23 protein-coding genes and 4 pseudogenes are annotated in these 25,443 nt (G+C 41.2%); 23 read left to right on the forward strand and 4 right to left on the reverse strand.

What is annotated here, in order from left to right; genetic code table 11:
• Positions 1 to 14 precede the first annotated feature (14 nt).
• Positions 15 to 827, forward strand: a complete 813-nt coding sequence (locus AC6IZ0_RS09205) for a DUF1838 domain-containing protein (protein ID WP_497725862.1) — start codon at positions 15 to 17, stop codon at positions 825 to 827.
• Between the two features lie 3 nt (positions 828 to 830).
• On the opposite strand, the gene AC6IZ0_RS09210 is transcribed toward AC6IZ0_RS09205, so the two are convergent.
• Positions 831 to 1,199, reverse strand: coding sequence for a pentapeptide repeat-containing protein (locus AC6IZ0_RS09210; RefSeq protein ID WP_497725863.1), 369 nt, complete (start codon positions 1,197 to 1,199; stop codon positions 831 to 833).
• Between the two features lie 90 nt (positions 1,200 to 1,289).
• Positions 1,290 to 1,820 (reverse strand): PM0630 family protein, encoded by a 531-nt coding sequence (locus tag AC6IZ0_RS09215; protein WP_497725864.1) that lies wholly within the window; start codon positions 1,818 to 1,820, stop codon positions 1,290 to 1,292.
• A gap of 465 nt (positions 1,821 to 2,285) precedes the next feature.
• Between AC6IZ0_RS09215 and AC6IZ0_RS09220 the strand changes: the two are divergent.
• The 3 pseudogenes from AC6IZ0_RS09220 to AC6IZ0_RS09230 all read left to right on the forward strand — a co-directional run.
• A pseudogene (locus AC6IZ0_RS09220) lies at positions 2,286 to 2,633 on the forward strand (IS4 family transposase); the annotation flags it as partial.
• Positions 2,630 to 4,122 (forward strand): annotated as a pseudogene (locus AC6IZ0_RS09225) (ABC transporter ATP-binding/substrate-binding protein); the annotation flags it as partial. The pseudogenes AC6IZ0_RS09220 and AC6IZ0_RS09225, both read left to right, overlap by 4 nt.
• Before the next feature lie 62 nt (positions 4,123 to 4,184).
• Positions 4,185 to 4,697, forward strand: a pseudogene (locus tag AC6IZ0_RS09230) (ABC transporter ATP-binding protein); the annotation flags it as partial.
• Here AC6IZ0_RS09230 and AC6IZ0_RS09235 read toward each other — a convergent pair.
• Positions 4,696 to 5,807, reverse strand: a pseudogene (locus tag AC6IZ0_RS09235) (IS630 family transposase). The pseudogenes AC6IZ0_RS09230 and AC6IZ0_RS09235 overlap by 2 nt on opposite strands.
• A gap of 113 nt (positions 5,808 to 5,920) precedes the next feature.
• Here AC6IZ0_RS09235 and AC6IZ0_RS09240 point away from each other — a divergent pair.
• The 10 genes from AC6IZ0_RS09240 to AC6IZ0_RS09285 all read left to right on the forward strand — a co-directional run bounded on the left by AC6IZ0_RS09240 (position 5,921) and on the right by AC6IZ0_RS09285 (position 15,784).
• Positions 5,921 to 7,033 carry a restriction endonuclease subunit S gene (locus AC6IZ0_RS09240; RefSeq protein WP_497725865.1) on the forward strand — a complete coding sequence of 371 codons (1,113 nt, stop codon included), beginning with the start codon at positions 5,921 to 5,923 and terminating at the stop codon, positions 7,031 to 7,033.
• An 86-nt stretch (positions 7,034 to 7,119) separates the two neighbouring features.
• A complete protein-coding gene (locus AC6IZ0_RS09245) occupies positions 7,120 to 7,782 on the forward strand; it encodes an Rpn family recombination-promoting nuclease/putative transposase (RefSeq protein ID WP_497725866.1) in 663 nt (220 codons plus the stop codon).
• A gap of 423 nt (positions 7,783 to 8,205) precedes the next feature.
• Positions 8,206 to 8,433 carry a DUF4351 domain-containing protein gene (locus AC6IZ0_RS09250; RefSeq protein WP_271734152.1) on the forward strand — a complete coding sequence of 76 codons (228 nt, stop codon included), beginning with the start codon at positions 8,206 to 8,208 and terminating at the stop codon, positions 8,431 to 8,433.
• Between the two features lie 133 nt (positions 8,434 to 8,566).
• Entirely contained in the window at positions 8,567 to 8,836 is a 270-nt protein-coding gene (locus AC6IZ0_RS09255) for a hypothetical protein (RefSeq protein WP_271734151.1), read from the forward strand.
• A gap of 851 nt (positions 8,837 to 9,687) precedes the next feature.
• Entirely contained in the window at positions 9,688 to 11,340 is a 1,653-nt protein-coding gene (locus AC6IZ0_RS09260; RefSeq protein WP_271734149.1) for a hypothetical protein, read from the forward strand.
• Between the two features lie 289 nt (positions 11,341 to 11,629).
• A complete protein-coding gene (locus AC6IZ0_RS09265) occupies positions 11,630 to 12,712 on the forward strand; it encodes a hypothetical protein (RefSeq protein ID WP_497725867.1) in 1,083 nt (360 codons plus the stop codon).
• A complete protein-coding gene (locus tag AC6IZ0_RS09270; protein ID WP_497725868.1) occupies positions 12,696 to 13,946 on the forward strand; it encodes a vWA domain-containing protein in 1,251 nt (416 codons plus the stop codon). The genes AC6IZ0_RS09265 and AC6IZ0_RS09270 overlap by 17 nt, the downstream gene beginning before the upstream one ends.
• A complete protein-coding gene (locus AC6IZ0_RS09275; RefSeq protein WP_497725869.1) occupies positions 13,943 to 14,779 on the forward strand; it encodes a hypothetical protein in 837 nt (278 codons plus the stop codon). Before AC6IZ0_RS09270 ends, AC6IZ0_RS09275 begins: the two co-directional genes overlap by 4 nt.
• 203 nt (positions 14,780 to 14,982) lie before the next feature.
• A complete protein-coding gene (locus tag AC6IZ0_RS09280) occupies positions 14,983 to 15,144 on the forward strand; it encodes a hypothetical protein (RefSeq protein ID WP_497725870.1) in 162 nt (53 codons plus the stop codon).
• A 43-nt stretch (positions 15,145 to 15,187) separates the two neighbouring features.
• Positions 15,188 to 15,784: a hypothetical protein gene (locus AC6IZ0_RS09285; RefSeq protein ID WP_497725871.1), complete on the forward strand. Its 597-nt coding sequence runs from the start codon at positions 15,188 to 15,190 to the stop codon at positions 15,782 to 15,784.
• Between the two features lie 35 nt (positions 15,785 to 15,819).
• On the opposite strand, the gene AC6IZ0_RS09290 is transcribed toward AC6IZ0_RS09285, so the two are convergent.
• Positions 15,820 to 16,833: an IS701 family transposase gene (locus AC6IZ0_RS09290; protein WP_272012089.1), complete on the reverse strand. Its 1,014-nt coding sequence runs from the start codon at positions 16,831 to 16,833 to the stop codon at positions 15,820 to 15,822.
• A 248-nt stretch (positions 16,834 to 17,081) separates the two neighbouring features.
• On the opposite strand from AC6IZ0_RS09290, the gene AC6IZ0_RS09295 reads away from it, so the two are divergent.
• The 9 genes from AC6IZ0_RS09295 to AC6IZ0_RS09335 all read left to right on the forward strand — a co-directional run bounded on the left by AC6IZ0_RS09295 (position 17,082) and on the right by AC6IZ0_RS09335 (position 25,417).
• A complete protein-coding gene (locus AC6IZ0_RS09295) occupies positions 17,082 to 17,447 on the forward strand; it encodes an ARC6/PARC6 family protein (RefSeq protein ID WP_497726028.1) in 366 nt (121 codons plus the stop codon).
• A 107-nt stretch (positions 17,448 to 17,554) separates the two neighbouring features.
• Positions 17,555 to 18,460 carry a hypothetical protein gene (locus tag AC6IZ0_RS09300; RefSeq protein WP_497725872.1) on the forward strand — a complete coding sequence of 302 codons (906 nt, stop codon included), beginning with the start codon at positions 17,555 to 17,557 and terminating at the stop codon, positions 18,458 to 18,460.
• 4 nt (positions 18,461 to 18,464) lie between these two features.
• Entirely contained in the window at positions 18,465 to 20,018 is a 1,554-nt protein-coding gene (locus tag AC6IZ0_RS09305; protein WP_497725873.1) for a VWA domain-containing protein, read from the forward strand.
• Between the two features lie 197 nt (positions 20,019 to 20,215).
• A complete protein-coding gene (locus AC6IZ0_RS09310) occupies positions 20,216 to 20,779 on the forward strand; it encodes a hypothetical protein (protein WP_497725874.1) in 564 nt (187 codons plus the stop codon).
• Positions 20,780 to 20,804: 25 nt separating this feature from the next.
• A complete protein-coding gene (locus AC6IZ0_RS09315) occupies positions 20,805 to 20,948 on the forward strand; it encodes a hypothetical protein (RefSeq protein WP_497725875.1) in 144 nt (47 codons plus the stop codon).
• Positions 20,941 to 21,324, forward strand: a complete 384-nt coding sequence (locus AC6IZ0_RS09320) for a hypothetical protein (RefSeq protein WP_271761028.1) — start codon at positions 20,941 to 20,943, stop codon at positions 21,322 to 21,324. The genes AC6IZ0_RS09315 and AC6IZ0_RS09320 overlap by 8 nt, the downstream gene beginning before the upstream one ends.
• A gap of 108 nt (positions 21,325 to 21,432) precedes the next feature.
• Positions 21,433 to 22,827, forward strand: coding sequence for a vWA domain-containing protein (locus tag AC6IZ0_RS09325; protein WP_497725876.1), 1,395 nt, complete (start codon positions 21,433 to 21,435; stop codon positions 22,825 to 22,827).
• Positions 22,828 to 22,990: 163 nt separating this feature from the next.
• The gene (locus AC6IZ0_RS09330) at positions 22,991 to 23,596 is read left to right on the forward strand and encodes a double zinc ribbon and FHA domain-containing protein (RefSeq protein ID WP_497725877.1); all 606 of its coding nucleotides are present in this window, start codon (positions 22,991 to 22,993) and stop codon (positions 23,594 to 23,596) included.
• 27 nt (positions 23,597 to 23,623) lie between these two features.
• Positions 23,624 to 25,417: a PP2C family protein-serine/threonine phosphatase gene (locus tag AC6IZ0_RS09335; RefSeq protein WP_497725878.1), complete on the forward strand. Its 1,794-nt coding sequence runs from the start codon at positions 23,624 to 23,626 to the stop codon at positions 25,415 to 25,417.
• The last annotated feature ends 26 nt before the right edge of the window (positions 25,418 to 25,443 follow it).

The following is a 25,443-nucleotide window of genomic DNA, read 5'->3' on the forward strand; positions in this document are numbered from 1 at the left end:
CACCCAATGTTGCCATGACTAATCACCAAGAATTAGATGCTCACCAATGGGTCAAAACTCGTTCATCCCTTGACCCAGGAAAATCTACATTCCTGACCTGGACAGGTAAAATTTACAGTTTTATCCCCGGTGAGAACAGAAAACTGCTATTTAAAATATCGGGAGTCAGTGTCAGTAGGTGCCTTCCCACAGCACAAGATAACTGGGATTTTACTTCTAGGGAACTTACTTACTATTTAAGTCCCCAAACGGGGGAGATTCTGCGCCTCTGGGAAAATCCCTGGACAGGTGAAACAGTACCTGTTATGCATGTAGCAAATAATCCGGTACAGGGAAAATTTCAAGGTAAATTTCCCGCGCAAGTTGAGGGAGATACTACAACTTTTGTTTTTGATATTTTTCCTACCTATCCTAATCCCTTGGGCGCAAATCCCAAGTTTGCTGAATATAGCCCATATCCCATTTATCAGGCTTCGGAACTATTTAAGTTGGCTGTACCCACCGTAGATTTATTTAACTCGCAACTAGATTCAGTCTCCCATCTGCGACTGAGTTGGGATAGAATCGGTCAATGGTTACCCTGGATGAAAATGGGCGATCGCCCTGGTTATCTCATTTACAGTGCTGCTGGCTGTAAGGTCACTGATTTTACACACTTACCCGGCTTACTTCAGGATGAAATTAATACCCGTGTTCCTCTGTACAAGGAAGCCCCAAAGGCTGTTTTAGATGCTGAGGATATGACCTCGTGGCTATACTTCCAAAAACACTTTCAGGCTTACCTCGCTGGTGCAATTTTCCCCTTACCCGAAGCCGAAAGGTTATAATCGTTAAAATTTCTGCATATTGTGACTCTTGGGGTCAAAGCCCCTAGAAAACCGCGTGCTGTCATCATAGCAAGCCCCAGTTAAATCAGCTCCATACAACTTGGTTAAATTCAATTTCGCTCCCCGGAGATTCGCCTGGGTCAGTTTCACTCCAGATAAGTTAGCCCTGGTTAAGTTGGCTCGCGCTAAATTGGCTTGACTCAGGTCTGCTCCCCACAGTTTCGCTTGGGCTAGGTTGGCTTGACTCAGATCTGCTCCCCACAAGTTAATTCCCGGTAGGTAGGCGGCTATGAGCTTGACTCTACTTAAGTGGGTAGCGGGGAAATACCTCTGGCCTGCGTTATAAAGTCTGATTAGTTCGTTAGCATCCATGAGTTTCTTGTGTGAAATCTCTATTTCTAGGATAGTCTGCAATGGTTTTTAACGCAGAGGGGCGCAAAGGTACGCAAAGTTACGCAAAGGTTATTTTTTCAGGGAGATTACTTCAAAATCAAAGGCACCAATTAGGCGGTTATCAATGTAAACCTGTATTTGATGCTGACCACCAGGATCTCCAGGAACCATTGTCCAAAAGTTATCAATAGTACCGTCAGTAGTATACACTGTCCGGGTTGTTACAGCTTGCATACTATCAGCTGATAAGGACAAGCTTTCACCATCCTCTGTAGCCCAGGTTTCCGGAGCTTTTGGCAATCTTAGTACTTCCCTCCATGTGACCTGACCTCGGTAATTCTTTAGTTGAATCCTCCAACCGTATTTACCACCTTGGTATAGTAATACTCTGGTGGTTGGGGTAAATTTATTTTGTCCTTGGGGGTCAACTCTGAGTACTCCAAACTCTGCTTTACTGGCGGTAATCAGTTGCGTGTTGCTGGAGTTATCAGTCCGTCTACTATTATCCGCTAAGGAGGGCAATTGTGGAGACGCTATTAACCCACATATCAAGATGGAAGATGTTATTACAATCCTCCCAGCCCAATTTCTATTTACCACAGCAAATCTTTTTGGTCGGTTACTGCTATATATTCATCTATTCTACTTGCTTTCCGGGGTCATTACCACAATAATTCCGAATCCAGGCGACAGGTCTATTTCCAAAATGACTATGTACAGCAATTTTTGTAACCATTCTGTACCAGGGAACACCGGAATACAAAAATATTCTGTATAGGGGTTTATAAATGGTTTACATAAATTACATGACATTGCCGTTATGAACATTACTATATATGGATAAGTTGCCGGAAGTATTTTCTCAATAAATAGTTATCATCAGTAATGGTCTATCTATTGTTAGTGTGAGTTGGCAACATATAATTTTACTTATATGACCTATCTAATATTTATTTAATAATTACCTGTTGCCCACCACAAGTGTTGAATGTTAAGAAAGAGGTCATAAAAATAGCCCAAAATATGGTAAATTTTGGGCGAAGGATTAAAATAAATTAATTGATAATGATTATAAATTCATTTCCCAAGATTGTCAAAGACATCCTCAGACCGTTGCCAAAAAATGATTATCCAGTTTTGAACAGCCGTCTTTATGTTGAGTGTTGGTTGGCTTATGCCTTGGATAATAGCTTAACAAGTATGCGGGACTTATTTAAAAGATTAAATAATACGGGAATTGACGTAAGTATTTCAACATTTTCCAAGGCTAACACACATAGAAACCGAGAAATATTCCGAAAGATTTATCATCAATTGAATCAATTAGTCCAGAAAAAAGTTCAGAAAAAATTACATGACAAATATGCAATTTGTCCAATTGATTCAACAGTAATTACATTAACGAGCAAGATGAACCCTTCGGCGCACTCGATGCTCTGACCAGAGGTAACTTACAAGAACAGTTAATGCAAATCTGCGAAGAAAATCAAGTTACCGCCGTCATGGTGACTCATGATGTAGATGAAGCAGTGCTGTTATCGGACAAAATTGTCATGCTCACCAACTGTCCAGAATCCAAAATTGGTGACATCCTGGAAGTTGATATTTCCAGACCCCGCAAACGCATGGAAGTAGTAGAACATCCCAGCTACTACAGCTTGCGCAGTGAAATGATTTACTTCCTCAACCAGCAAAAACGCATCAAAAAAATTCGCGCCCGCAAAACCGCAGATGTTTCTCGTCATGGGTTAGAAAAAGTTAACTTAGAAATAGGTTTCTTACCCTTGACAGCCTGCGCCCCCTTAGCAGTTGCTCAAGAAAAAGGGTTTTTCACTAAGCATGGTTTAGATGAAGTCAACCTGGTGCGAGAAAGTAGCTGGCGGGGTATCGTTGATGGTATCAGTGGCGGTTATCTGGATGCAGCCCAAATGCCCTCAGGAATGCCCATGTGGTTAACATTGGGGGGAAATAACAACCGACCCCTACCTGTAGTCACCCCCCTGACCATGACCCGTAACGGTAACGCCATCACCTTAGCAAAACACTTTTATGATCAAGGTGTTCGCACCTTATCAGACTTCAAAACATACCTGCTGCGTACCGGCGAGCAACGCCACACAATGGGGGTAGTTCATCCCGCATCCATGCACAACTTGTTACTGCGTTACTGGTTAGCGGTGGTGGTATTGACCCTGATATAGATGTGGATATGCAGACCATTCCCCCCGCCCAGATGGTAGCCGACTTGCAAAACAAAAGTATAGACGGTTATTGTGTCGGTGAACCTTGGAACTACCGCGCGGCGGTGGAAGGTGTAGGCTTTACCATTGCTACGGATTTGGAAGTGTGGTTAGGACACCCCGGTAAAGTTCTCGGTGTGCGGGAAGATTGGGCTGAGAGCTATCCTAACACCCATATCGCCTTAACTAAAGCTTTGCTGGAAGCTTGCCAATATTGTTCTAGTCCAGAAAATGCTGCAGAAGTCAGATCAATTGTGGCCGGTAGAAATTATGTCAGCACTGATTTAGAATACATTCAGCTAACCTCTGATCGCCCATTAAGGGAATACGCCCACCACCAATTTTTTGCTCAGTCAGCCATCAACCGCCCCAGTCGTACCGAACAAATCTGGATTATGAGTCAGTTAGCCCGTTGGGGTGACACGCCGTTCCCCAGAAACTGGGTAGAAGTTGTAGAAAGGGTCTGCCGTGTACGGGTCTTCAGCACCGCCGCCAGGGAATTAGGTATGGACATCAGCTATACTCGTCAGCCGATCCAGCTTTTTGATGGTACTCCCTTTAACTCCGACGACCCCATAGGATATCTCAACAGCTTGCAGATTAAACGTGATTTCGCCATTGCAGAGGTCGTCCTTGACTTACCCCGCAGGAAAGTGGCTTAAATCAAAAATATTGGCGAATTTGTCTAGATATTTACTTCAACCTGAATATTACGGTCACCACCATGCAAAACCCCAGATTGCGTTTTCACGAAAGTACACCATCAGCAAGTGCTATTAAGAGCAGCAGACCTTTTTTAGAAATTAAAGACGTTACCAAAGTCTATCCCACTAAGAAAGGCCCTTTCACTGTCCTGGATGGCGTTAACTTAAATGTTGAACAGGGTGAATTTATTTGCGTCATCGGTCACTCTGGATGCGGTAAATCCACACTGCTAAATATGGTATCTGGTTTTAACTTTCCTACCTCTGGGGAAGTTTTACTCGAAGGTCAACCAATCACCAAACCAGGGCCTGATAGAATGGTGGTGTTTCAAAACTATGCCTTGCTCCCTTGGCGGACTGCATTTGAAAACATCTACCTAGCTGTCAACGCCGTTTATCCCGATAAGTCAGAACCAGAGAAAAGGGCAATTGTGCGGGAACATTTGGCCATGGTGGGACTAGCTGACGCGATGGAGAAAAAACCCCTACAAATGTCGGGGGGTATGAGACAACGGGTAAGCTGTTGTGCAGCTAAATCGAATAAACAGCATTACCTTTATTTTTAACTTTGCGCTCCCATTTAATAATAAGACCTCCTTCGTTTAGCAATTTAGTTAATAATTCTTCTAACTGTTCTACCGATTCAAATAATCTGTGAGCTATATATTCTTTCGCCGAATGCCATACCAGTTCAATTAAATTATAATCTGGACTATAAGGTGGTAAAAATTCTAGAATAATATTTGGCATTTCGGCTTCAATCCGAGCTAAAATATCTTTTCTTTTTTTTAACTAGCATTGTCAAGAATAATAACTATTTTAGCCGAATTATCAGGAAAATTTTCCGGCTTATTTCCTGCTTCTATCCATTCCTGTCTTAAAAAATGATTCAGAGATTTCAACTGCTCATAAAACACATCTGCATTTCCCTGTTTAATCACAAAGTTTATTCTTTTTTTGTCATGATAACGCAACCCTCCCATAATGTTCACTCTTCCCCTTCTCCTTTGTCCTGTCACCTCTTTTCTCTTACCTTTCTTTCCCCATGTTTTTCTTCTTATCACTCTTAAACTAAATCCACTCTCATCCCAAAACCATACCTGTAAAAGCTCAGGGGTTGATTTCGTTATTTTTAAATATTCGGCTAATTTTTCTTTAAATAACTTACGCTTCTCTGGATTTTGTTTATCCTCTAGGCTGTACTTTGCCCAAAGGTAAACGTACTTTTTTCTCTCTAAAATTCTCCTTACTTGCGAACTACTTAACTTTATTCCTGTCTCTATTTCTAGATATGTCGCTAGTCTGGCTGATGTCCATCTGCCAAATTCATATCCACATTCATCAGGGTTTTTCTCAATTACTTCCAACAATAAATTCTCATATTCTTTTGTTACTTTACGGAAGTTACCTTCTCTTCTTCCATCTAAAAAACTTTCTATTTTATCTGGATCACCATGCACTGCCCAATATGCTACTGTTGTATATGCTATGTCTAAAAAATCACTTATTTCTTGGTAAGTTTTCCCATCATTCATCAACAATAATATTAGTATTTTTTCTCTTACATAAGGATTATCTTCCTCTTTTAGGTGTTTTAATAGCTTTTCTCTTTGCTCTTGAGACAGATGGTTTCTTGCTGGCATACTTCAGAAGCGATCGCTTAGTTACTTAATTCTTTATTATATAATCTAGCTGCACAATAGCTTATTAGGTCTTTAACTTCAGATATTATGGCGATATTCGGGGAGGTGCTGTGATGGGTAAGTATCAGGGTTATGAACAGTATAAAGATTCTGGGGTTCAGTGGTTGGGGAATATTCCTCAGCATTGGGAGGTAATAAAAATCCAATATATTGCGCGTTTAAAAAGTGGTGAAAATATCACATCATCACAAATAGAAAATAAAGGTTTATATCCTGTTTTTGGAGGAAATGGATTAAGAGGTTATTTTAATTTATATACACATAGTGGTCACTATATTCTAATTGGTAGACAAGGTGCATTATGTGGAAATATTAATTATGCTAATGGCCAATTTTGGGCATCAGAACACGCTGTTGTTGTTAATCCTTTAACTAATTTTAATGTGGTTTGGTTGGGAGAACTATTAAAAACAATGGATTTGAATCAATATTCAACTTCTGGAGCACAACCTGGCTTATCTGTTGAACAAATCAGCAGATTAAAAATTCCCCTTCCCCCACTAGAAGAACAAAAGGCGATCGCCCGTTTTCTCGACTATAAAACCAAGCAAATAGACGACCTCATCAGTAAGCAAGAAACCCTCATTACCAAACTCAACGAAAAACGCACCGCTTTAATAACCAACGCCGTCACTAAAGGACTAGATCCAACCGTCCCGATCAAAGATTCTGGGGTTCAGTGGTTGGGGAATATTCCTGAGCATTGGGAAGTAATAAAATTTAAATTTTTACTGTCTCACCCTTTAAAATACGGTGCAAATGAACCAGCACAAGTAAATGATCCTAGTTTACCTCGATATATCAGAATTACGGATGTAAAAGATGATGGTTTTTTAAAAGAAGATACTTTTCGCTCTATACCTGAAAATATTGCAAAAGATTACCTTTTAGAAGAAAGTGATATTTTACTAGCTAGGAGTGGCGCGACAGTAGGGAAAACTTTTTTTTACCGTAAATATTGGGGCAAATGTGCTTATGCTGGTTACTTAATTCGTGCGCGCATATCTCAGCGAAATGATAGCAATTTTATTTATAAATTTTTACAGTCAAAATCTTATTGGGATTGGGTTAATAGTATTTTTATACAAGCAACAATCCAAAATATTAGTGCTGAAAAATATGCCAGTTTATCTATTCCCATTCCCCCCCTAGAAGAACAAAATTAGCACAAGTAAAATGGGAAAAACAAAACAGTTATTTCCTCATTCACCTAGAAAATCAAGCCTATAATCAAAAAGAATTTGAACGGCGAATGTTCCATTACTTCGCTCGGTTAGATGCTAAATATTTACTTCCCATATTTCCTATAGTTATCTTCTCATACGACGAACCAAAACGCCCAGAAAAAAGCCAATATACCGTTAACTTTCCCAACCGAAAAATACTGGAATTTAACTACTTTACCATTCAGCTAAATAACCTCAAATGGCGCAACTTTTTAAACCAACCCAACCCCGTAGCAGCTGCATTAATGACCAAAATGGACTTTCAGCCACAAGAAAGGGTGAGAGTTAAACTAGAATGCTTGAGAATGTTAGTCACATTACAATTAAATCCTGCTAAAATAGAACTAATTTCAGGTTTTATTGACACCTATCTCAGGTTAAACACAGCGGAAGAACAAGAATTAAACACCGAGTTAAAACAAGCCAACTTAGTTGAAGAGGAACAAATTATGGAAATTGTTACCAGTTGGATGGAAAAGGGAATTGAGAAGGGAATTAAACAAGGTATTGAACAAGGAGAACAAAAAATTATTAGAAGACAAGTAAAACGGCGATTTAACAATATTACACCCACATTGGAAAGCCAAATTAATAGCTTATCTTCAGCACAATTAGAAAACCTAGCAGATGTAATTTTTGACCTCCAATCTCTAGCAGATTTAACTAACTGGTTAGAACAACAAAAGTAAAGTATGGCGGTTATTTGATAATTTTTATCACATCTTTACTCCATTTAATTCATTAAATCCAGTCCCCTCTCCTGACAAGGACAAGACTTGGTGGACAAGGTGGACAAGGTGACCACCGGAGAAAAACAGCACAAAGTCTGTATTCTTAGTAAGAAAAATAGCCCATTAAAAGACCATTTTCCGGATAAAATCTTCCTTGTCCACTTTCCTTCCTTGTCTTCGGTGGTCTTGCGTTCACAGATTATATTAAAAACCTACCTTTGTAAGGAAGGGGGAGGGGTAAAAGAATATTTGGTACACTAATCATCACTTACTAAACATCCTTTCAGGTTAAACACAGCGGAAGAAGAAGAATTAAACACCGAGTTAAAACAAGCCAACTTAGTTGAAGAGGAACAAATTATGTAAATTGTTACCAGTTGGATGGAAAAGGGAATTGAGAAGGGAATTAAACAAGGAGAACAAAAAATTATTAGAAGACAAGTAAAACGGCGATTTAACAATATTACTCCCACATTGGAAAGCCAAATTAATAGCTTATCTTCAGCACAATTAGAAAACCTAGCAGATGTAATTTTTGACCTCCAATCTCTAGCAGATTTAACTAACTGGTTAGAGGTTGTTTCAAAAGTTTTTTATTGTCATCAATGACACTGATTGATCCCCCCAACCCCCCTTAAAAAGGGGGGATAAATTTTTAACAAAAGGGTGATTTAGGGGGATATGAAAATATTTGATACATCATGAGAGACTTTTAAAACATCCTCTTAGAACAACAAAAGTAATGTACAAAGAAAAAGACTTTGAACAAATCATAGAAAGAGAACTCCTAGACATCAGTGGATACCACCAGGGGAACCCGAAAGACTACGACCGAGAAACCGCCTTTTTTCCCACCCAAATCATCAACTTTATTCAAACCACCCAACCTAAACAATGGGAATACCTAGCTAATACTAGCCCTAGTGATGTCCAGAAAATTATTATAGATAGCCTTACCAAAGAACTCAAAAGCCGAGGAATGCTTGATGTTTTGCGTAAGATGATTTTCTAGTCAGATTTATCTGACTTTAGCTTTGAGACGGGGGTTTCTAACCCCCGGTTCGGTGGTGATCTGCTTGCAGCAGCGCTTCGCTATCGCCCCACAGCTCCCCGACTTCTAGATAAATTATCCTAGATTACCTCTAATGATGTGAGAAGTGGGGATCTTGCACCCCTCCCACAGCACCCCGACTTCTAGCTCCAGATAATCAAATAGATGATTTTCTAGTCAGATTTATCTGACTTTAGCTTTGAGACGGGGGTTTCTAACCCCCGGTTCGGTGGTGATCTGCTTGCAGCAGCGCTTCGCTATCGCCCCACAGCTCCCCGACTTCTAGATAAATTATCCTAGATTACCTCTAATGATGTGAGAAGTGGGGATCTTGCACCCCTCCCACAGCACCCCGACTTCTAGCTCCAGATAATCAAATAGATGATTTTCTAGTCAGATTTATCTGACTTTAGCTTTGAGACGGGGGTTTCTAACCCCCGGTTCGGTGGTGTAGCGTCAAAGGGAATTTTTCAACCCAGAGCGATTTGCTTCTTGGAGCAATGTACCAAGATCTACATAACATAGCACCCAGTCAAGTTAACACAGTCGCCTAACCAATTTAGATCCTGGACTTCTTTAAGAAATTCTGGGGATCTGGAGTGACTCGAAAAGCAATTTAGAAAAGGGCGGGCAATATGCTCACCCCACAAGATTTATAATCTTAATGTGTGTACTTTATTTACTTGACCGGTGGTGTGAATACAAATATAAAACTCATATTTGATTTCTGAACAATTTCTGTTCCCCGTTCCCTGTTCCCTTTCCTCACTGACAATTTCTCAACTCAAATAGGATGACTATACATAGTAACCATGATTCCAGTATATGAATTTAGCAAAGGTATTGAGCTAGAAAAAAACCCTAACGGTGGTTGGGTATCTCTAGGATTTACCGGTAAATATATCAACGCCACCCTAGACCCCATTCCCCCGGTTGTAGAGCGTTCCATTGCTAACCAAGAATTTGCGACCATAGGAGGAGCTTCCGACGAGCAACCCGCCATTATTGGCCGAGTGGTGGGGACTGGGGAAGAGACTTGGTCTGTGATGGCTGTGGTCACACAAGCAAGGGATGAAGGCGGCTACAAGTTCTCTTTCTATCGTTATTTTTTCACCCCCGGAGCCAGTAACCTGGGCTGTCTCATAGCTTGGTGGGAAAGTCAGGGTAAACCCACATTTAACCCCTTTGATAGTAAATATGTAGGAGAATATGCCTATTTTGACCCAGCTTTGGCTGGTTCATCTGACTATGACCCCACACCCAATGATCTAGAACTAGTAACTACAAAGCCCACATTATTGCACCCACAGCAGTATAACTTAACAAATGTTAATACCCTAGCCATTGGGAAACATAATCTGGATCAAACTCAGCCCATTTCCTGGGCGTTTAATGTAGAAGCACTGGTAAAACCCCACAGTTTTCAGATCATCCAACCCGCTTCCCTAGAAGCCTGTGAGATTTTGGCAAGACAGATTATTGAAACAGCATCGACTAAAAAAGCCATTAAAGCCGCCATTCAAAGCTTAATCAATATATCACAAGTTGAACCCCCAGCTGTAGAGACAATTATTGACACCTTAGAAAATCAACAACTGAATACAGAAGAATGGTACAGCTTATTTGATGCCGAGGGTGCAACCACCGCCATGAGTGAAAAAATCCATAGCTCTTCCTCGGTGCGACTCATCACCCTGCGCGCCATGGTCATCCCTGAGACTTTACCAGAGTTTCTCAAATGGTTAAATATTCAGCCTGGTAAACAACCCAGTGAATATCACAATACTTCTTTACAGTTTCAAGGTGCGATCGGTGATTATTTTCCCCAAGAGCAACTAGCCAAGGGAATTAAATTACTTTTACCTAAGTTACTCCAAAAGCACATTTCCCCGGAGTCTATAAATTGGTTACTGCTTAAAGGTGGTGCTTGGGCTGTTTTTCGTCATCGTTTCATTAATGATGTGCGCTATGATTTGGAATTAATTCATCAACAATCAGATACTGATGCCAAACAATTTGATAATTTGAATTTCCCTCAAAAGATTTGGCAAGAGTTAATTATGTGTCGGGAATTTGTTATTTATGATTCCTACAAGTTATCTTACTACAAGCCTTTGGCGCAATTATTCGAGTTACTACAAGAATATGATTTATCTGCCTACTTCTATCAGGTAAGTGATGCTATAGTTTCTAAAAAGGTATTTTTAGGGGCTTGTCCTAACCGTAGTAATGAATCATATTCACCCACTATTTTAGGTTTGACTTTTAAAAGAAAAATTAGCCCAGTAGAGACAATTATAAGATTAGTAAAGTTTAAGAGCAAGAATGAAATTTTATTACCTGTTTTGGTATTATTAGCATTTATTACACTTGGTTGGTTAAGACGAGAACACAGGATGTTTTTTAATTATAACTTAGAGGATGTTCGGAAAGTATTAAACAACTCAATTAAGCGAATCTTTTGAGAGGATGTTTGGAAAGTGTTCAACAGGTAATTTTTATATTAGGGAACACACGGAACACACGGAAGGATTGGGTAACACACAAAAAACAATAAAATCCAGTCCCCTCTTGTCCACCTTGTCCACCTTGTCTTGTCCTTGTCAGGGGAGGGAACTTGATTTTGGTGTTCCCTGTGTTCCCTGTTCCCTGTTCCCTGTTCCCTGTGTTTAGTACTTATTCAGAAAGTGTCCGTACACATAAAAATTTACCCCTATGGGAGTGTAAGATAAAGTGAGAATCTACCTGTACATTTTGGCTGGACTCACATCAGCCTTAATCGGCTGGAATTTGGGTCAATTTTTCCTCACCGACTTGGGGATATTAAGACAGTTTCCCGAAATCGTGTTATTTCCCTGTGTAGCTATATCTTTAGCTGCGGGTATGGTGATGAATGAAATATTTATCAGCAACCCCACCAGGTATAAACTCAACTTGCGCATTGTCAAAAGACCTTTATTAATTGCTCTGGGTTTGGGTGGTTTAGCCGGGTTGATTGGTGGTGTAATTTCCCAGGTTCTCTTTTTACCGGTGCTGGGGGTTCCCAGTGCATTTGTGAGAACTTTGGGATGGTTGGTAATTGGTGCTGCGGTGGGTATTGCTGAGGGTTTAAGCTGGCGTTGGCACAGTATGGAAGCGGGGGACCCGAAACGGTTCCGCAAACGCTTAAATACTAGCTGTGTTGGGGCGATGGCGGCCAGTTTATTGGCGGCGGCGCTTTTTGAGGTCATCCGTGCTGCTTCGGGAACGGTAACGGCGGAATTTAGAAGTGTTGAAGACCCTTTGGGTTTTGCGGTTCTAGGGTTAGTGCTGGGGACAGTTTTTAGTATTACTAATTCTCCGAGCTATATGGCGGCTTTAAGGGCTGGTACAGGTTTTGAGTATACGGGGTTTAAAAAAGATGAGTATAGTCATGATGAGGATGGTGAACTAGTATTAGAAAATTCGCAAAAAACATCAGCATATATAGATAAATCTCTATTAAGATTTGTCAGTGATGGTGAAGTTGAGAATATTGAAGAAGGTTTATCAATTCAACTACCCAGCAATGGTAAGGTAACCATTGGCTCTGGGGTAGATAGAGCACATATTTATCTGCCTGGAGTAGCTCCACACATGGCAGACTTAATAGTGAAACAGCGTGAGGTGGTCTTAGTTCCTCAGAGGGAGCATTACAAAAAAATAGAAATTAACGGTTCCCGGTTAAATTCCTCAAAGCAAATACCCTTAAAGCATAATTACGTTTTGACTTTTCACACAGTCAAAACCGATGGCGAACATGAAGAAAAATTTTATCGTTTTGTCTACTATAATCGGTTCCTTGACCCACAAGCTTAGTTTGTCGGTGTTGGTAGTAGCTTCCTTAGCTGCTCCCAGTTGGGGAGAGCAAAATCAAGCGGAAATTGTTGGTAATCCTCAAGTTAACGATGACCGGGTTACTGTTCGCGTTCAGGTAACTAACGCAGAAAATAGGCGGCCAATTATGGGTCTACAAGAAAATAATTTTAAGTTACTTGTAGACAACAAAGAATTTAAATTTCTCCCCAGAGACTGGAAAAGTCCAGAAGAAAGTTCACCCCCGCCAGCTTGGGTAATTGTGCTGTTAGACTACAGTGGGAGTATGAACCGGTTAGACAGTACTGGTAAAACTAGGTTTGCTGGTGCAATCAGTGCTGTGGGTCAGTTCGTGGATAGGTCTAGTCAACGGGGGGGTAATACACAAATATCTATTGTTCCCTTTGGGGTGGGTGGGAGTAAGTGTCAAGATTTACCGGTGAATCCTACAACCTTGGATAAGTTTTACCCAGCAAGTCATATTCAACTAAAAAACTATCTAGACTATTTAGGAACGGTCAAACCCTGCGCTGCTACTAACCTTTATGAACCGATTAAGGAAGCGGTGAAGTTTTTGGGAAATGAGAAAGACCCGCGTTTTGAGATTTCGCAAAAGTCCAGTCAACCACAACCGAGATTATCAATTATTCTGTTATCGGATGGGTTTCACAACCAGGGGAATGAAAAACGAGACTTTGAGAGTTTAAAGAGTTTATTTAACCGCTATAGTCATATTAATGTACATACTTTGGGTTATGGTTTGACTCCCGCAGAGTTGGGAAAAAAATATCAGCTGGGTAGAGCTGCGACCCGTGCTGATATTGGGACTGGTGCGGGTAAGGTTCCAGAAGATGAGTTTGTAGACCAACAACGGTTAAAGGAAATTGCTGATTTAACGGGGGGAGTTGCGGAATTTTCGGGAAACGCTACAAGTATCGCTGAAAACTTACAACTATTTCTCAATGCTTTATTAGGTGAATATGAAATTACCTACACCCAACCAAATGCAGAACGGGGGAAAAAGCATCAAGTCCAAGTGGTGGTGAATGTCCCCGGAAGTAAAAAACCAGCAGAGTCTGATACTAAAGATTACAGAATCACTGTATTTGGGCGATCGCTCCCTGGAGTAGTGCGCCTAACTATATTTATACTGACATTGGGGGGGATTGGTTTGGCTGGTGTGGTACCATTTTACTTTTGGGGTAAGTATTTAAAAGAGCAGGCTTTAGAGACATGAATAAACTCACCTTAAGCCTGATATTATTAATGAGTTACGGCTGTAGTCAACCCCTATTCAATTCTCGCTCTGCGATCTTTCAGCAGCGCTTCGCTATCGCACCTGTTACCTCACCCTCCGATTGTTCACAGACATCTAAAGTTAACCTCAATCAACAAAATATCACCGAAGTTGTACTAGATGAACAGATGTTAGTTAAATCTGGTCGTGTGACTGCTACGGAAGCTGTGGGTTATAGGTTTGATGCACAACCAGGTCAAACACTCACCTACAATACTGATGATGATATTTGTATTGTGGTTTATACCCCAGATAATCAAATCATTACCAGTGGGGAATTACCGACCAGGGGAAAATATATTGTTCAGGTTTCCTCACCCCAAAATGATAGAGCATTTGGTTTAGGAATGTCTTTAACCAGTCCTGTTGTGGAAGATATTCCAGAGACTCCCACACCAGAACCGACAACTGTAAACACTGCTGCGACACCCCCAACCACTAACCAAACTACCGTCAAAAATACTCCCAGGAGGACTAAAACACGAAGACCTAGACCTGTAAAAACTGCTAGTAGTTCAACCACGGAGCAAACTACTGTCAACGATACTCCCAGCGCTGAAACACCAGAACCTACAACTGTAGACACTGCTAGTAGTTCCCCAACCACGGACCAAACTACTGTCAACGATACTCCCAGCGCTGAAACACCAGAACCGACAACTGTAGACACTGCTAGTAGTTCCCCAACCACGACCAAACTACTGTCAACGATACCCCAAGCACTCAAACACGTAAGTCTATACCTATCCCAGTACCTTCAAACCCCGCTTTAGTATCTCAGTCGGTTAGTTCCCCAGAACCATCTATTTCACGGCCACCAGCTGATGATTTTGTCAGAAACCACTATACAGCACTGAATAACCGTCAATATGATCAAACATGGACTAGGTTATCTCCCCAGTTTAAAGGTATATCGGGAGATTTTTCTAATTATCAAGAGTGGTGGGATAGTGTAGCAGAAATCAGAATTGGTAATGTGGAGCTAATTAGTCAAAATAGCGATCGCGCTGTAGTTGATGCTCAACTATGGTATGAAATGAATAATGGTAGAGTTGCGGAAGATAAGAAAACCAGAATTTCTCTGATGTGGAGTGATGAGGCTAACAGTTGGTTATTTGTCCGTAAATCATCTCCCTAATTATCAAAACCATCTTTCAATCAGTATTTAGTCATCCAACACCATGAATAAACTTACCTTGGGCTTAACATTATTACTAACCTACGGCTGTAGTCAACCAATATTAAATTCTGGATCTGCGATCGCACCTGTGGACTCACCCGCTGGTTGTCCAGAGAAACCCACACTCAATCTAGACCAGCAAAACGTAGAAGAGATTAGCTTAGATCAATCATTAGTTAAATCGGGTCGTGTGACTGCTACTAAATCTGTGGGTTATAGATTTAGTGCAGAATCGGGTCAAACACTCAGCTACAGCACTAATGATGATGTGTGTATTGTGATTTATACCCCAGATAATCAAATTATTGACAGTGGGGAATTAACCACCAGCGGAAAATATGTTTTGGAAGTTTCCGCACCCCAGGGGATAAGAGCATTTAACCTATCAATGTCCTTAACCAATCCTGAACCAGTAAATGAGGAACCTATTGCTGTCAATCCTCCCCCGACTCCCACACCTACCCCTGTCAATCCTCCCCCGACTCCCACACCTACCCCTGTACAAACTCAACAACCAACACCCCAACCCCCCAGGGTTTCACCCCGGAGGGTAAGTCAACCAGTACATAATCAGGACTTACGCAACTGGCACAAATAGGGAGCGGAGGGAGCCGCGCCACGGGACAATTTCAATTAAACCAAGCACATAGGAATACTTGGGCGTTTGAGTTGCTGTATTAAATAATTAGACAGCAAATTATGCTTGATTTGATAAACAGTTTGGCCAGTTTGATAGGCTAAATTCTTTAATCTAATCCAAACCAACATTGCACAAGCAATATGATTTCTTTGAAGCCTAGCTTTACGACATTGACAAGATTCAATCCCTGTTAGTTGTTTAATCTCTCTGTGAAACTCCTCAATTTTCCAACGAATTTTACACACTTCTTGTACAACATTCGTGGAACTTTGAGATAAATCGTTGGTAGCGACATAATCCGTTCTGTTGTTAGAAACAGCAACCCGGAATAATTTCACTTTTTTCTGGGCGGGAAATCCTTTAATTTTTATGATTTTACCACATTCTGATTCTTCTTCGCTCCATTCTAATAATTCAATTCGTTTATATTTTTCTTTACCCAATGTATCATCAACTAACCGATTATTTTTTAAAGGGCAATAATAAACTTTCTCTAGACTATCAATATAAAGCATTAAACTGTTTACCGCATACCACGTGTCCATCAACACCGTATCAAACGGTAAAAGCTTTTGATACACCAGGTTTGACAGCATATCCTTCACATGGTCTATCTTGGTTTTACCATCCACATCAGGATTAAAAATTCGATAATCTACTACCCAAAATCTTTTAAATTGAGGGTTCACATATACACAACTAACCACACCAATTCCTTTGACTACACCATGTTCATTCCCACTATATTGTCTCCTCACCATCTCTATTTCTTGAGAATATCTTTTGTCTAAAACGCTATCATCAAATATTATGTAACCATTGGCATCTTCCTCAATTATGTCTTTCACATTTTCCCATAGTAACCTAGGTGTTAGCTTTTCTCTCTTCAAATAATAATTAATTGCATCATGGCTAATCTGCTCTAAATGCTCTGCTAAATTGGTAATCGTGTAATTAATTTGACTGCTTAATAAGTATTGGCAGTAATTAAGCTTTGTAAATCTCATGCTCATCACCAACATTATCTCTTACACCCTCTACCTATTTTCTCATGAATCGCTATCTGAATCTGGTTTTATTCATACTTTTTTACTATCAACTGCACTAGGCATCCCCCCGTGCCATTGACATCACTTATATAATACCAATGTGCTTTCATTTAGCAATTGCTACACACTGATGCAAGCTCTGCGTAGCGATCGCCTGTGCCAGTTGCGTAAGTCCTAATAATATTTCTGAAGATGAAGCATTACAAATAGTTCAAAGTTGGTATGAGGCGAAACCGCAAATTTTTGGGCCACCTTACGATTTAGACTTAGTAGACCAATTAGCAACAGGGAATCTTTATTATAACACCACAAAAGATGATGGTTCAGTTGCTTGGTTACGCGATAACAACTTTTACTATACATATACGACATCTGAAATTACAGATGTTGAAGAATTTTCTAACTCTGGTACACGACCATATATAAAAGTGAGAGTTTTTGAAGAGTTATATCTTGAGGGAGAACAAGGTATTGATAGAAAAAACTCAGGTTCTTATAGAAGTACATTTACTTACGTCTTTGCACAAGAAAACGGTGTCTGGAAAATCTATGACTATAACAAGGTAAATTAATGGCTAATAATACTAAACTTCTTTGGAAAATTAAAAAAAATACTCTGTATTAACTTGAATAAATTAACCTTATTTTATCTGCGTTGAGATCCTACCTACAAAAAACTATGAATAAACTCATTTTAGGACTAATATTATTAATAACTTACGGCTGTAGTCAACCAATATTAAATTCTTCCTCATCGATCGCACCTGTGGACTCACCCGCTGGTTGTCCAGAGAAACCCACACTCAAGCTAGACCAGCAAACGGTAGAAGACATTGACCTAGATCAATCATTAATTAAATCTGGTCGTGTGACTGCTACTAAATCTGTGGGTTATAGATTTGATGCAGAATCGGGTCAGACACTTAACTACAGCACTAATGATGATGTTTGTATTGTGGTTTATACCCCAGATAATCAAATTATTGACAGTGGGGAATTAACCACCAGCGGAAAATATGTTTTGGAAGTTTCCGCACCCCAGGGTACAAGAACATTTAACCTATCAATGTCCTTAACCACTCCTCAACCGGTAAGTAATGAACCTATTGGTGTCAATCCTCCCTCGAATACCACACATACAATAATTTATACACCTGCCCCCGTCCCTCAACCAGCAACACCGCAACAACCCCCCGCTGTTGTTGTTCCTCCACCCTTAACACCATCCCCAAAAACTATACCTATTTCTAATACTTCTAATAAATCAAGTGGGTGGATTTGGCTAGGTTTAGTTGAGAATACATCAGGTGATTTTTATGAAGGAGAAAGACTATTTCCGTCAAAACGTCAACCAGTCACAATTTATCCTTATGTTGTACCATCTCCCGGTACAGTTGTAACTATTACAACTGCAACAAATATTAGAGAAAATCCACCACAAGCACCTAATTATAAATTAGGGAAGAAAGTTGATAAACCTTTGAAAGTAGGTGAAAAGTTAATTATTCGTGATATTACAGCTTTTGTAGATGAAAGTTCAGATTTCAATCAGACCAGAGTTTGGGCTTTAGTAGACAGATATTAAAATTATGCAAAATAAAATGCCAAATATATTGAGAAACCTAAGAAGAAATAAACCCCTACTATTTGGCATATATGCCGCGATCGGTTGCCTGATAGCAGCCATAATACTAGGGGAACCATTTTTAGCCCTAACCAGAATCGCACCCACAGCAACGGGAAAAGCAGTAGTTCTGTTAATAGATACCAGCGGTTCCATGGGGGAAATAGTCTCAGGGGATGTTACCCCCACAGGAGACACTCAAACCGTAGATGGGAAACAATATAGAATAGTCACCGGGGGTAAATCTAAAATAGATGTCGTCATTGAATCCCTGTTAAAACTGGTAAATACTACCAAACTGGGAGGAAACGATCGCCTGGCCATCGTCAAATTTGATAGTGACGCTTCCCCCATCATTGGACTCACCAACCCCACAGAAAAGGATAAACTACAAACAGCCATCCAGGAACTGGGTAACATTGACGGTAGTACTAACATGGCCGATGGGATAAGAAAAGCCTACGACCAATTAAGATATAGCAACCTTACGCCGAACATCCTCTTATTTACCGACGGACAACCGGACAGTGCAGAAGAAGCTCTAAAAACCGCCCAAGATGTGAGAAATAATAACGTTAACCTGATTGCTGTAGGTACTGGTGACGCTGATATTCACTACCTGACCCAACTCACAGGCGATCGCTCCCTAGTATTCTACGCCGACTCAGGGGACATTGATCAAGCCTTTCGCGAAGCCGAAGCCATCATCGGTAAAGAGTTAGTAGAATCTGCACCCACAGGTTACCTGAGCTTAGAATATTCCATGCTGCGCATAGGTGGTTGGACTGCATTTTTGGCCATGGGTATTTGCCTATCTTTAATTATAGGACAAAACCAATATATGCACCGTCCCCTATTGACAGCCAAAAAAGGAACCATCAGCACCCTAGGAAGTCTCAGCGCGGGTATGATTGCAGGTGGGGTGAGTCAATTTTTATTTTTCTCCCTCCCAGAAATTACCATACTACAAACTGGGAGCAGAATCATTGCTTGGGTAATACTCGGAACCTTACTAGGAGGAGGAACCCACTTTTTTGTACCTAACCTGAAGCTAAAAAACGCCTTATTAGGTGGTACTTTAGGGGGAGCCATGGGAGCCATAGCCTTTTTAATTACTGCGATCGCCCTGGGAGATGTTTCCGGTCGGTTATCAGGTGCGGTGATTCTAGGTTTTTGTATTGGTTTAATGATTGCGTGGATTGAACAAAAACAACTGAGTCAAGAACCCTATCTTTTAGTCCGTTGGACCCCCACGGAAAAAACAACCTACTTATTAGGTGCAAAACCGATTATTATAGGTAGTTCCGTAGATGCACAAATACCCCTGAACGCCTCGGAAGGTTTCACCCCCATCACTGCGAAATTCTACAAACAAGGAGAAAACATTCTCATGGAATTTCACCCCGAATATGCAGAACGAAAAAACATGAAAAAACCTCTTCAACAACTACAACCAGGAGACACCCGTAAACTAGGAAACATCACCCTAGAAATCATGTCATCCCCCATAGAAAATTAGACCCATATGTTAATTTATGTTAAATTCATGTCAAAATTATGCCAAAATGGTTGAGTCAAATCCAGCACCAACTACCGGGTAACTATTATGCAAACTGATTTACAAGACCTAGAAATCAGCCGTACAGAGTTAAATGACTTAACCGGATTAGATATCAACAAAGTTCCGAAACTCTCTGTTGTGAGGACCCAATCAAGATGTTAAGTTTTGTATTTATCAAACAAGATATGGGTGGACTAGGATTTGCTTTTGCCATCTCTGCTTACTTTTCCATATTATTTATTTTCAAAGAATATAAAGGCTTTTTCGACTATATTATAGGAGGCTTTGCCCTACTGGTGTCAGTCAGTACCGCAGTTCCGGTTTATAAAACTTTGGAAAAATATATGCAGCTTTCTGGGAAAAATTCCCCCATGCTGCTACTTTGCAAATTACTAGAAGAGGTAGATAGACATAACCAAATAATTAAAAATATTGACACCCTAGATCAATTGAAATCAGTAGGTAACGCCATTGATTTAAGCAACAGAGAAAAAGTGATTGAAGCCATCAAAATCACCAAAAAAGATTTACTACTAGCCATACAAACCGACAAAATATTAAGAGAGAATCCCGGATTTAACCCAGAATCCTTTGCTGTTGACCTCACAGGTTTACAAGCATTACAAGTAAGTGCGACTGCGAGTGAATATAGTCAAATATTAGATCAAGCCTTACAAATAGGGGTGAACGTACAAGAGGAAATGAGACAACTATCCTAAGAGGATGTTTGAAAAGTCATGATTAGTGTATCAAATATTCTTTTACTTCCCTTCCAGTATTCATAGCGATCGCTCTCTAGTACAGTCAACCGTCAACCGTCAACCGTCAACAGTCAACAGTCAACCGTCAACCGTCAACAGTCAACAGTCAACCGTCACCCATGATTAAATACCTCTTTTACCTACAAGTCAAAGGTTCACCAGAAGAATACAGATATGAACTAGACCTACAACCCCATGAAGAAAACACACCGGAAAAAGCATTTACCCCCCAACGCCAAGAAGACATCCGCGCCTCCTTGCAAAATCAAAGCCTATGCGCCATCAAAGATCATCACCTCCAGCAAATAATTAAAACTTGGTCAGAAGATATTAAAGAAGGTTTCCGGGCCAGTAACATCACACTTAACTTACCCTTACTCAGTCAAGCCAATTTAGAACAACTATCTGAACCAGGTAATCAAGAAATTCCCGCCCTAGTGACCCCGGACCTATCGGGGATAGAACCACTACTGGGAATGCTACCCCCCCTAGTGTTTGCTTAGAGGATGTTTAAAAACTTATGATTAGTGTATCAAATATTGTTTTACCCCACCCTCTCCCTGTTCCCCGTTCCCCGTTCCCTGTTCCCTGTTCCCTTTAGATAAAAAACCATGTCAAATCTACTCAACATTACTATTACCCCCCATCGGGAATTTCTACCAGCAGAACAAGCAGGACAAAAACTATTTGTGATGCTGAAACTGCGACCCACAAAAGAAGTAGCTGCAACCCGTCCCCCCACAGCTTTTACTTTCGTGATTGATACCAGTGGCTCAATGTATGAAATTGTCGCTGGGGAGACCAGACCCACAGGTAAAAGCTATGTCATGGATGGCAAAGAATATACACAGGTCACAGGGGGGAAAACAAAAATAGATATTGTCATCGAATCCTTGTCAGCCCTAGTCAATTCTGGTAGATTGGGGGCGAGCGATCGCATTAGTATAGTACAATTTGATGACTCAGCCTCTCAAATCATCGGCTTAACCAGCGCCACCGAAATCAGCAACTTAGAAACCGCCATCAGCAAACTGCGCACCTTTTCCGGTGGGACACGCATGGGTTTAGGGTTACGTCGCGCCCTAGATATCTTGAAAGATCAAGAAATGTCCGTACGGCGCGCCCTAGTATTTACCGACGGTCAAACCTTTGACGATGACCAATGTCGTAACATAGCCTCAGATTTTGCCACCCATAACATCCCCATCACTGCTCTGGGTGTGGGAGAAGAATTTAACGAAGACCTACTTACCCACCTGAGCGACTCCACCGGGGGGAGCTTATTTTATGTGGTTCCCGGTAACGCCATTGGTACGCAAGTTTCCATCTTAGACCTACCCAACCAAATCATAGAACAATACACACTTGCCCAGCAGGAAGTGATCACCAACCTGGCCTTAACAGTGAAAACTCTTAAAGGCGTAGAACTGTGTCGTATTATTCGCGCCTATCCCACCCAGGCGGAATTTCCCCTACATCAAGACCCCCACCCCATAGGAAACGCCGCCGCCAACGACGAAACCATTTTTATTTTAGAATTTAGCATGGATAGTCGCCCCCCTTCCCGGGCGCGCCTTGCTCAAATTGGCTTAACCTACGAAGTCCCCGGTCAAAAAATCCGCAGTGAACTACCCCCCCAAAACGTGGTGGTACAATTTGTCTCTGGTCAAGGGGGCGCAGCACAAGTTGACCAAGAAGTGATGGGTTACTTACAACAGTGTAATATTTCCCAAATGATTGGGGAAGCCACAAGAATCGCCGATAAAGACCCCGGAAAAGCTGAACAACTCCTAGAAAACGCGCGCAGAATAACAGTCAAGATTGGTAACCAAGCTATAACCGACTCTATCAACGGCGCTCAAGAAGAATTACGCAAAACTCAGAAGATATCCGCCGGAACCCGCAAAACCATAAAAACAGGAGCTAAAGGTAAAACTGTGAAAATGGGTGACGACATTAACGAGCAGATATCACAGGACAAAATACGTCAAATTACTGGAACCTAAACCCTTAATTTAACTAGATAAAGCCCCTGTTATCTGAGTTAAAAAAGGGCGGGCAAGATGCCCACCCCACAAGATTTATGATATTAGGGTGTGTGCTTTATTTACTTGAAAACTGCTGTAACTACAAAATCACTACACAACTACCCCAAGGACACACAAAATTATGATTACCTGCGCCGCTTGTGGACACGACCAGAACCCACCTAACTCTGAATTTTGCGTTGTTTGTGGTTCTGAACTGCAACCCGCAACCCAAGCTATGAACGATTTAGATCGCATTAGACAAGAATTATTAAAACCCATACCAGAACCATTCATACCCACACCCACACCCACACCCACACCCTTATCACCTACCCTCATTCAACCCCAAACCCCACCCCCACCTACACCCATACCTACACCCGCACCCTTCCCCCAAACCTTCCCCAGTGCGATCGCCAAATTAATTCCTAAACAAAGCGGTTCCCCGGTTCCAGAATTTACCTTAGATGGTAATGCGATCGTGGGAGTCTTTGACCCCGATATGGGACCAGTAGATATTGACCTAGAAGCCTTTATGGGTGGTGAAACGGTTTCTCGCAACCATGGGGAAATATACCAAAGTAACGGTACTTGGTTGATCAAAGACCTAGGGTCTACCAACGGTATATTTATCAAACCCGTGGGACAAACTCGCTTTGGCGCTAGAATCACCACCCCAGAAACCCTCAACCCCGGTGATGAAATTGCTTTTGGTAAGGTTCGGCTTGTGTTTCAAAGTCTTTAATTAGTTTAATTACCATGCTTACTTACCATGTCTTCACCCACCATTGATACCAGCAATAGTTTAGTCATTCAGACCCATAGTAAATTGACCATTGGTGATATCCCAGTGGAAATTATATCATACTTGGGTCAAACTGCCGATGTTTATTACTTCCAGGTCAATATCTTCCCCCCAGATGATAGTACCACCCCATCTGAACCTATGAAATTAGGTTTACTGCGGGTGGGGTCTTTAGACAGTGGACTGAACCGAGAATTGCAACTTAGAGAAATCCTAGGGGACTATAAACTAATTGCACAGTTACTCGCCCACAGTCAAGCTGCATCTGTAACTATTAACCTAGAGACAACTCCCCCCCCTCCCCAGGAAACAGACACTGTTGATGAGGGGAGTCTGATCACAGATACTCAAGAACTAGAAGGGGAGTCACCAGCAGAAACTACCTCATCTAATTATTTAGAAGAAGAATATTACCCCGAAGTAGAAATTACCTCATCTACCGAGAAAATTCTGCTCCTCACGGATTTCCCCGACCAGAGTCAAACCATAGAAACTTGGTTAACAGCAGAACATACCCTAGAAGAGTCTTTGTTTCTCACTACCCAAGTCTGTCAATTTTTCCGCTATATACATCAAAGAGACTGGTGTTTGATTTCCCTTCTCCCCCCATGGGTGCAAATGGGAATCCCTATCAAATTCTTTGATTTAACCACAGCTTACCCCCTGGGTGTAACCCTCCCATCAGGATTATTAGGAGATTATTTAGCCCCGGAACTGGGTTATAGTCAGAATCCCATTCAGGAATCTATGAGTACCTATACTGTGGGGGCATTACTATATCATATCATCCATCAACACCCTTTGCCTCAAGAACTATCCCTTGAGTTCCAAATCAAACCCATACCCCAAATTTACCAAATCCTCAAAATTTCTCTGTCTCCCCTTGCAGAGCAAAGATTTAACCTATCTCAACTCCTCAACGTATTAGTAGAAACTCGTAAATCATATAGCACAATTAAAACTCAATGGCAGATTGCCAGTGGTTCCACTGTGGGACTTTCTCCCCATAGGCTACACAATGAAGATAACTATGGAGTCAGACAAGAACAACTCAGCAATTCTCAAACCATGATTTTAGCAGTTGTGGCTGATGGTATGGGGGGAATGTCTCACGGAGAATTAGCTAGTAAAATAGCTGTGGAAATTCCCCTACAAACCGCCATCCCTCCCGACTGTAAAACCCTAGAACAATATCAGCAATGGTTAACTTCACTGTTCCACACAGCTAATGAAGCTATTAATGACCAAGTTAAGGATGGTGGAACCACTCTGAGCATGATTTTGGCGATCGCCCAACAATTAATCATCGCCCATGTGGGAGACAGTCGGATTTATCTGTTACGCCAAGGGGAAATTCGCCAATTAAGTGAAGACCATTCACTAGTTGCCATGTTAGTAGCTAGTGGTCAAATCACACTAGAAGAAAGTATAGACCATCCCGATCGCAACGTTTTAATTAAATCCATAGGTTCCAAATCCAGATTAAGTGATGGTTACGTCCAAGACCTCCGACGCACCACCCCGGAATTATCCCTCACCCTAGAGGATGCAGATATTATCATCCTCTGCTCCGACGGAGTATGGGATTTAGTCCCCCCCTCAGACCTTGCAGATATCTTTAATAATTCTCATCACCCGGACTTAGATTTACAACTAGCTGTTGACAAAACCATTACACAAGTATTACAAAAAGGCGCATCAGATAACGCCACCCTCCTGGCTTTAAAGTGTACCATCCAAAAAAACGTAGCCAGTGGTTAAACCACTGGTACTCAAACCGCTGTCTA

It is taken from the genome of Anabaenopsis sp. NIES-4685 (assembly GCF_059725405.1).

Bases quoted from the DNA above. Each gene is read 5' to 3' on its own strand.
- AC6IZ0_RS09205 (WP_497725862.1), top strand. From the start codon at position 15: ATGACTAATCACCAAGAATTAGATGCTCACCAATGGGTCAAAACTCGT.
- AC6IZ0_RS09210 (WP_497725863.1), bottom strand. From the start codon at position 1,199: ATGGATGCTAACGAACTAATCAGACTTTATAACGCAGGCCAGAGGTAT.
- AC6IZ0_RS09240 (WP_497725865.1), top strand. From the start codon at position 5,921: ATGGGTAAGTATCAGGGTTATGAACAGTATAAAGATTCTGGGGTTCAG.
- AC6IZ0_RS09245 (WP_497725866.1), top strand. From the start codon at position 7,120: ATGTTCCATTACTTCGCTCGGTTAGATGCTAAATATTTACTTCCCATA.
- AC6IZ0_RS09250 (WP_271734152.1), top strand. From the start codon at position 8,206: ATGGAAAAGGGAATTGAGAAGGGAATTAAACAAGGAGAACAAAAAATT.
- AC6IZ0_RS09255 (WP_271734151.1), top strand. From the start codon at position 8,567: ATGTACAAAGAAAAAGACTTTGAACAAATCATAGAAAGAGAACTCCTA.
- AC6IZ0_RS09260 (WP_271734149.1), top strand. From the start codon at position 9,688: ATGATTCCAGTATATGAATTTAGCAAAGGTATTGAGCTAGAAAAAAAC.
- AC6IZ0_RS09275 (WP_497725869.1), top strand. From the start codon at position 13,943: ATGAATAAACTCACCTTAAGCCTGATATTATTAATGAGTTACGGCTGT.
- AC6IZ0_RS09285 (WP_497725871.1), top strand. From the start codon at position 15,188: ATGAATAAACTTACCTTGGGCTTAACATTATTACTAACCTACGGCTGT.
- AC6IZ0_RS09290 (WP_272012089.1), bottom strand. From the start codon at position 16,833: ATGAGATTTACAAAGCTTAATTACTGCCAATACTTATTAAGCAGTCAA.
- AC6IZ0_RS09300 (WP_497725872.1), top strand. From the start codon at position 17,555: ATGAATAAACTCATTTTAGGACTAATATTATTAATAACTTACGGCTGT.
- AC6IZ0_RS09305 (WP_497725873.1), top strand. From the start codon at position 18,465: ATGCAAAATAAAATGCCAAATATATTGAGAAACCTAAGAAGAAATAAA.
- AC6IZ0_RS09310 (WP_497725874.1), top strand. From the start codon at position 20,216: ATGTTAAGTTTTGTATTTATCAAACAAGATATGGGTGGACTAGGATTT.
- AC6IZ0_RS09320 (WP_271761028.1), top strand. From the start codon at position 20,941: ATGATTAAATACCTCTTTTACCTACAAGTCAAAGGTTCACCAGAAGAA.
- AC6IZ0_RS09325 (WP_497725876.1), top strand. From the start codon at position 21,433: ATGTCAAATCTACTCAACATTACTATTACCCCCCATCGGGAATTTCTA.
- AC6IZ0_RS09330 (WP_497725877.1), top strand. From the start codon at position 22,991: ATGATTACCTGCGCCGCTTGTGGACACGACCAGAACCCACCTAACTCT.
- AC6IZ0_RS09335 (WP_497725878.1), top strand. From the start codon at position 23,624: ATGTCTTCACCCACCATTGATACCAGCAATAGTTTAGTCATTCAGACC.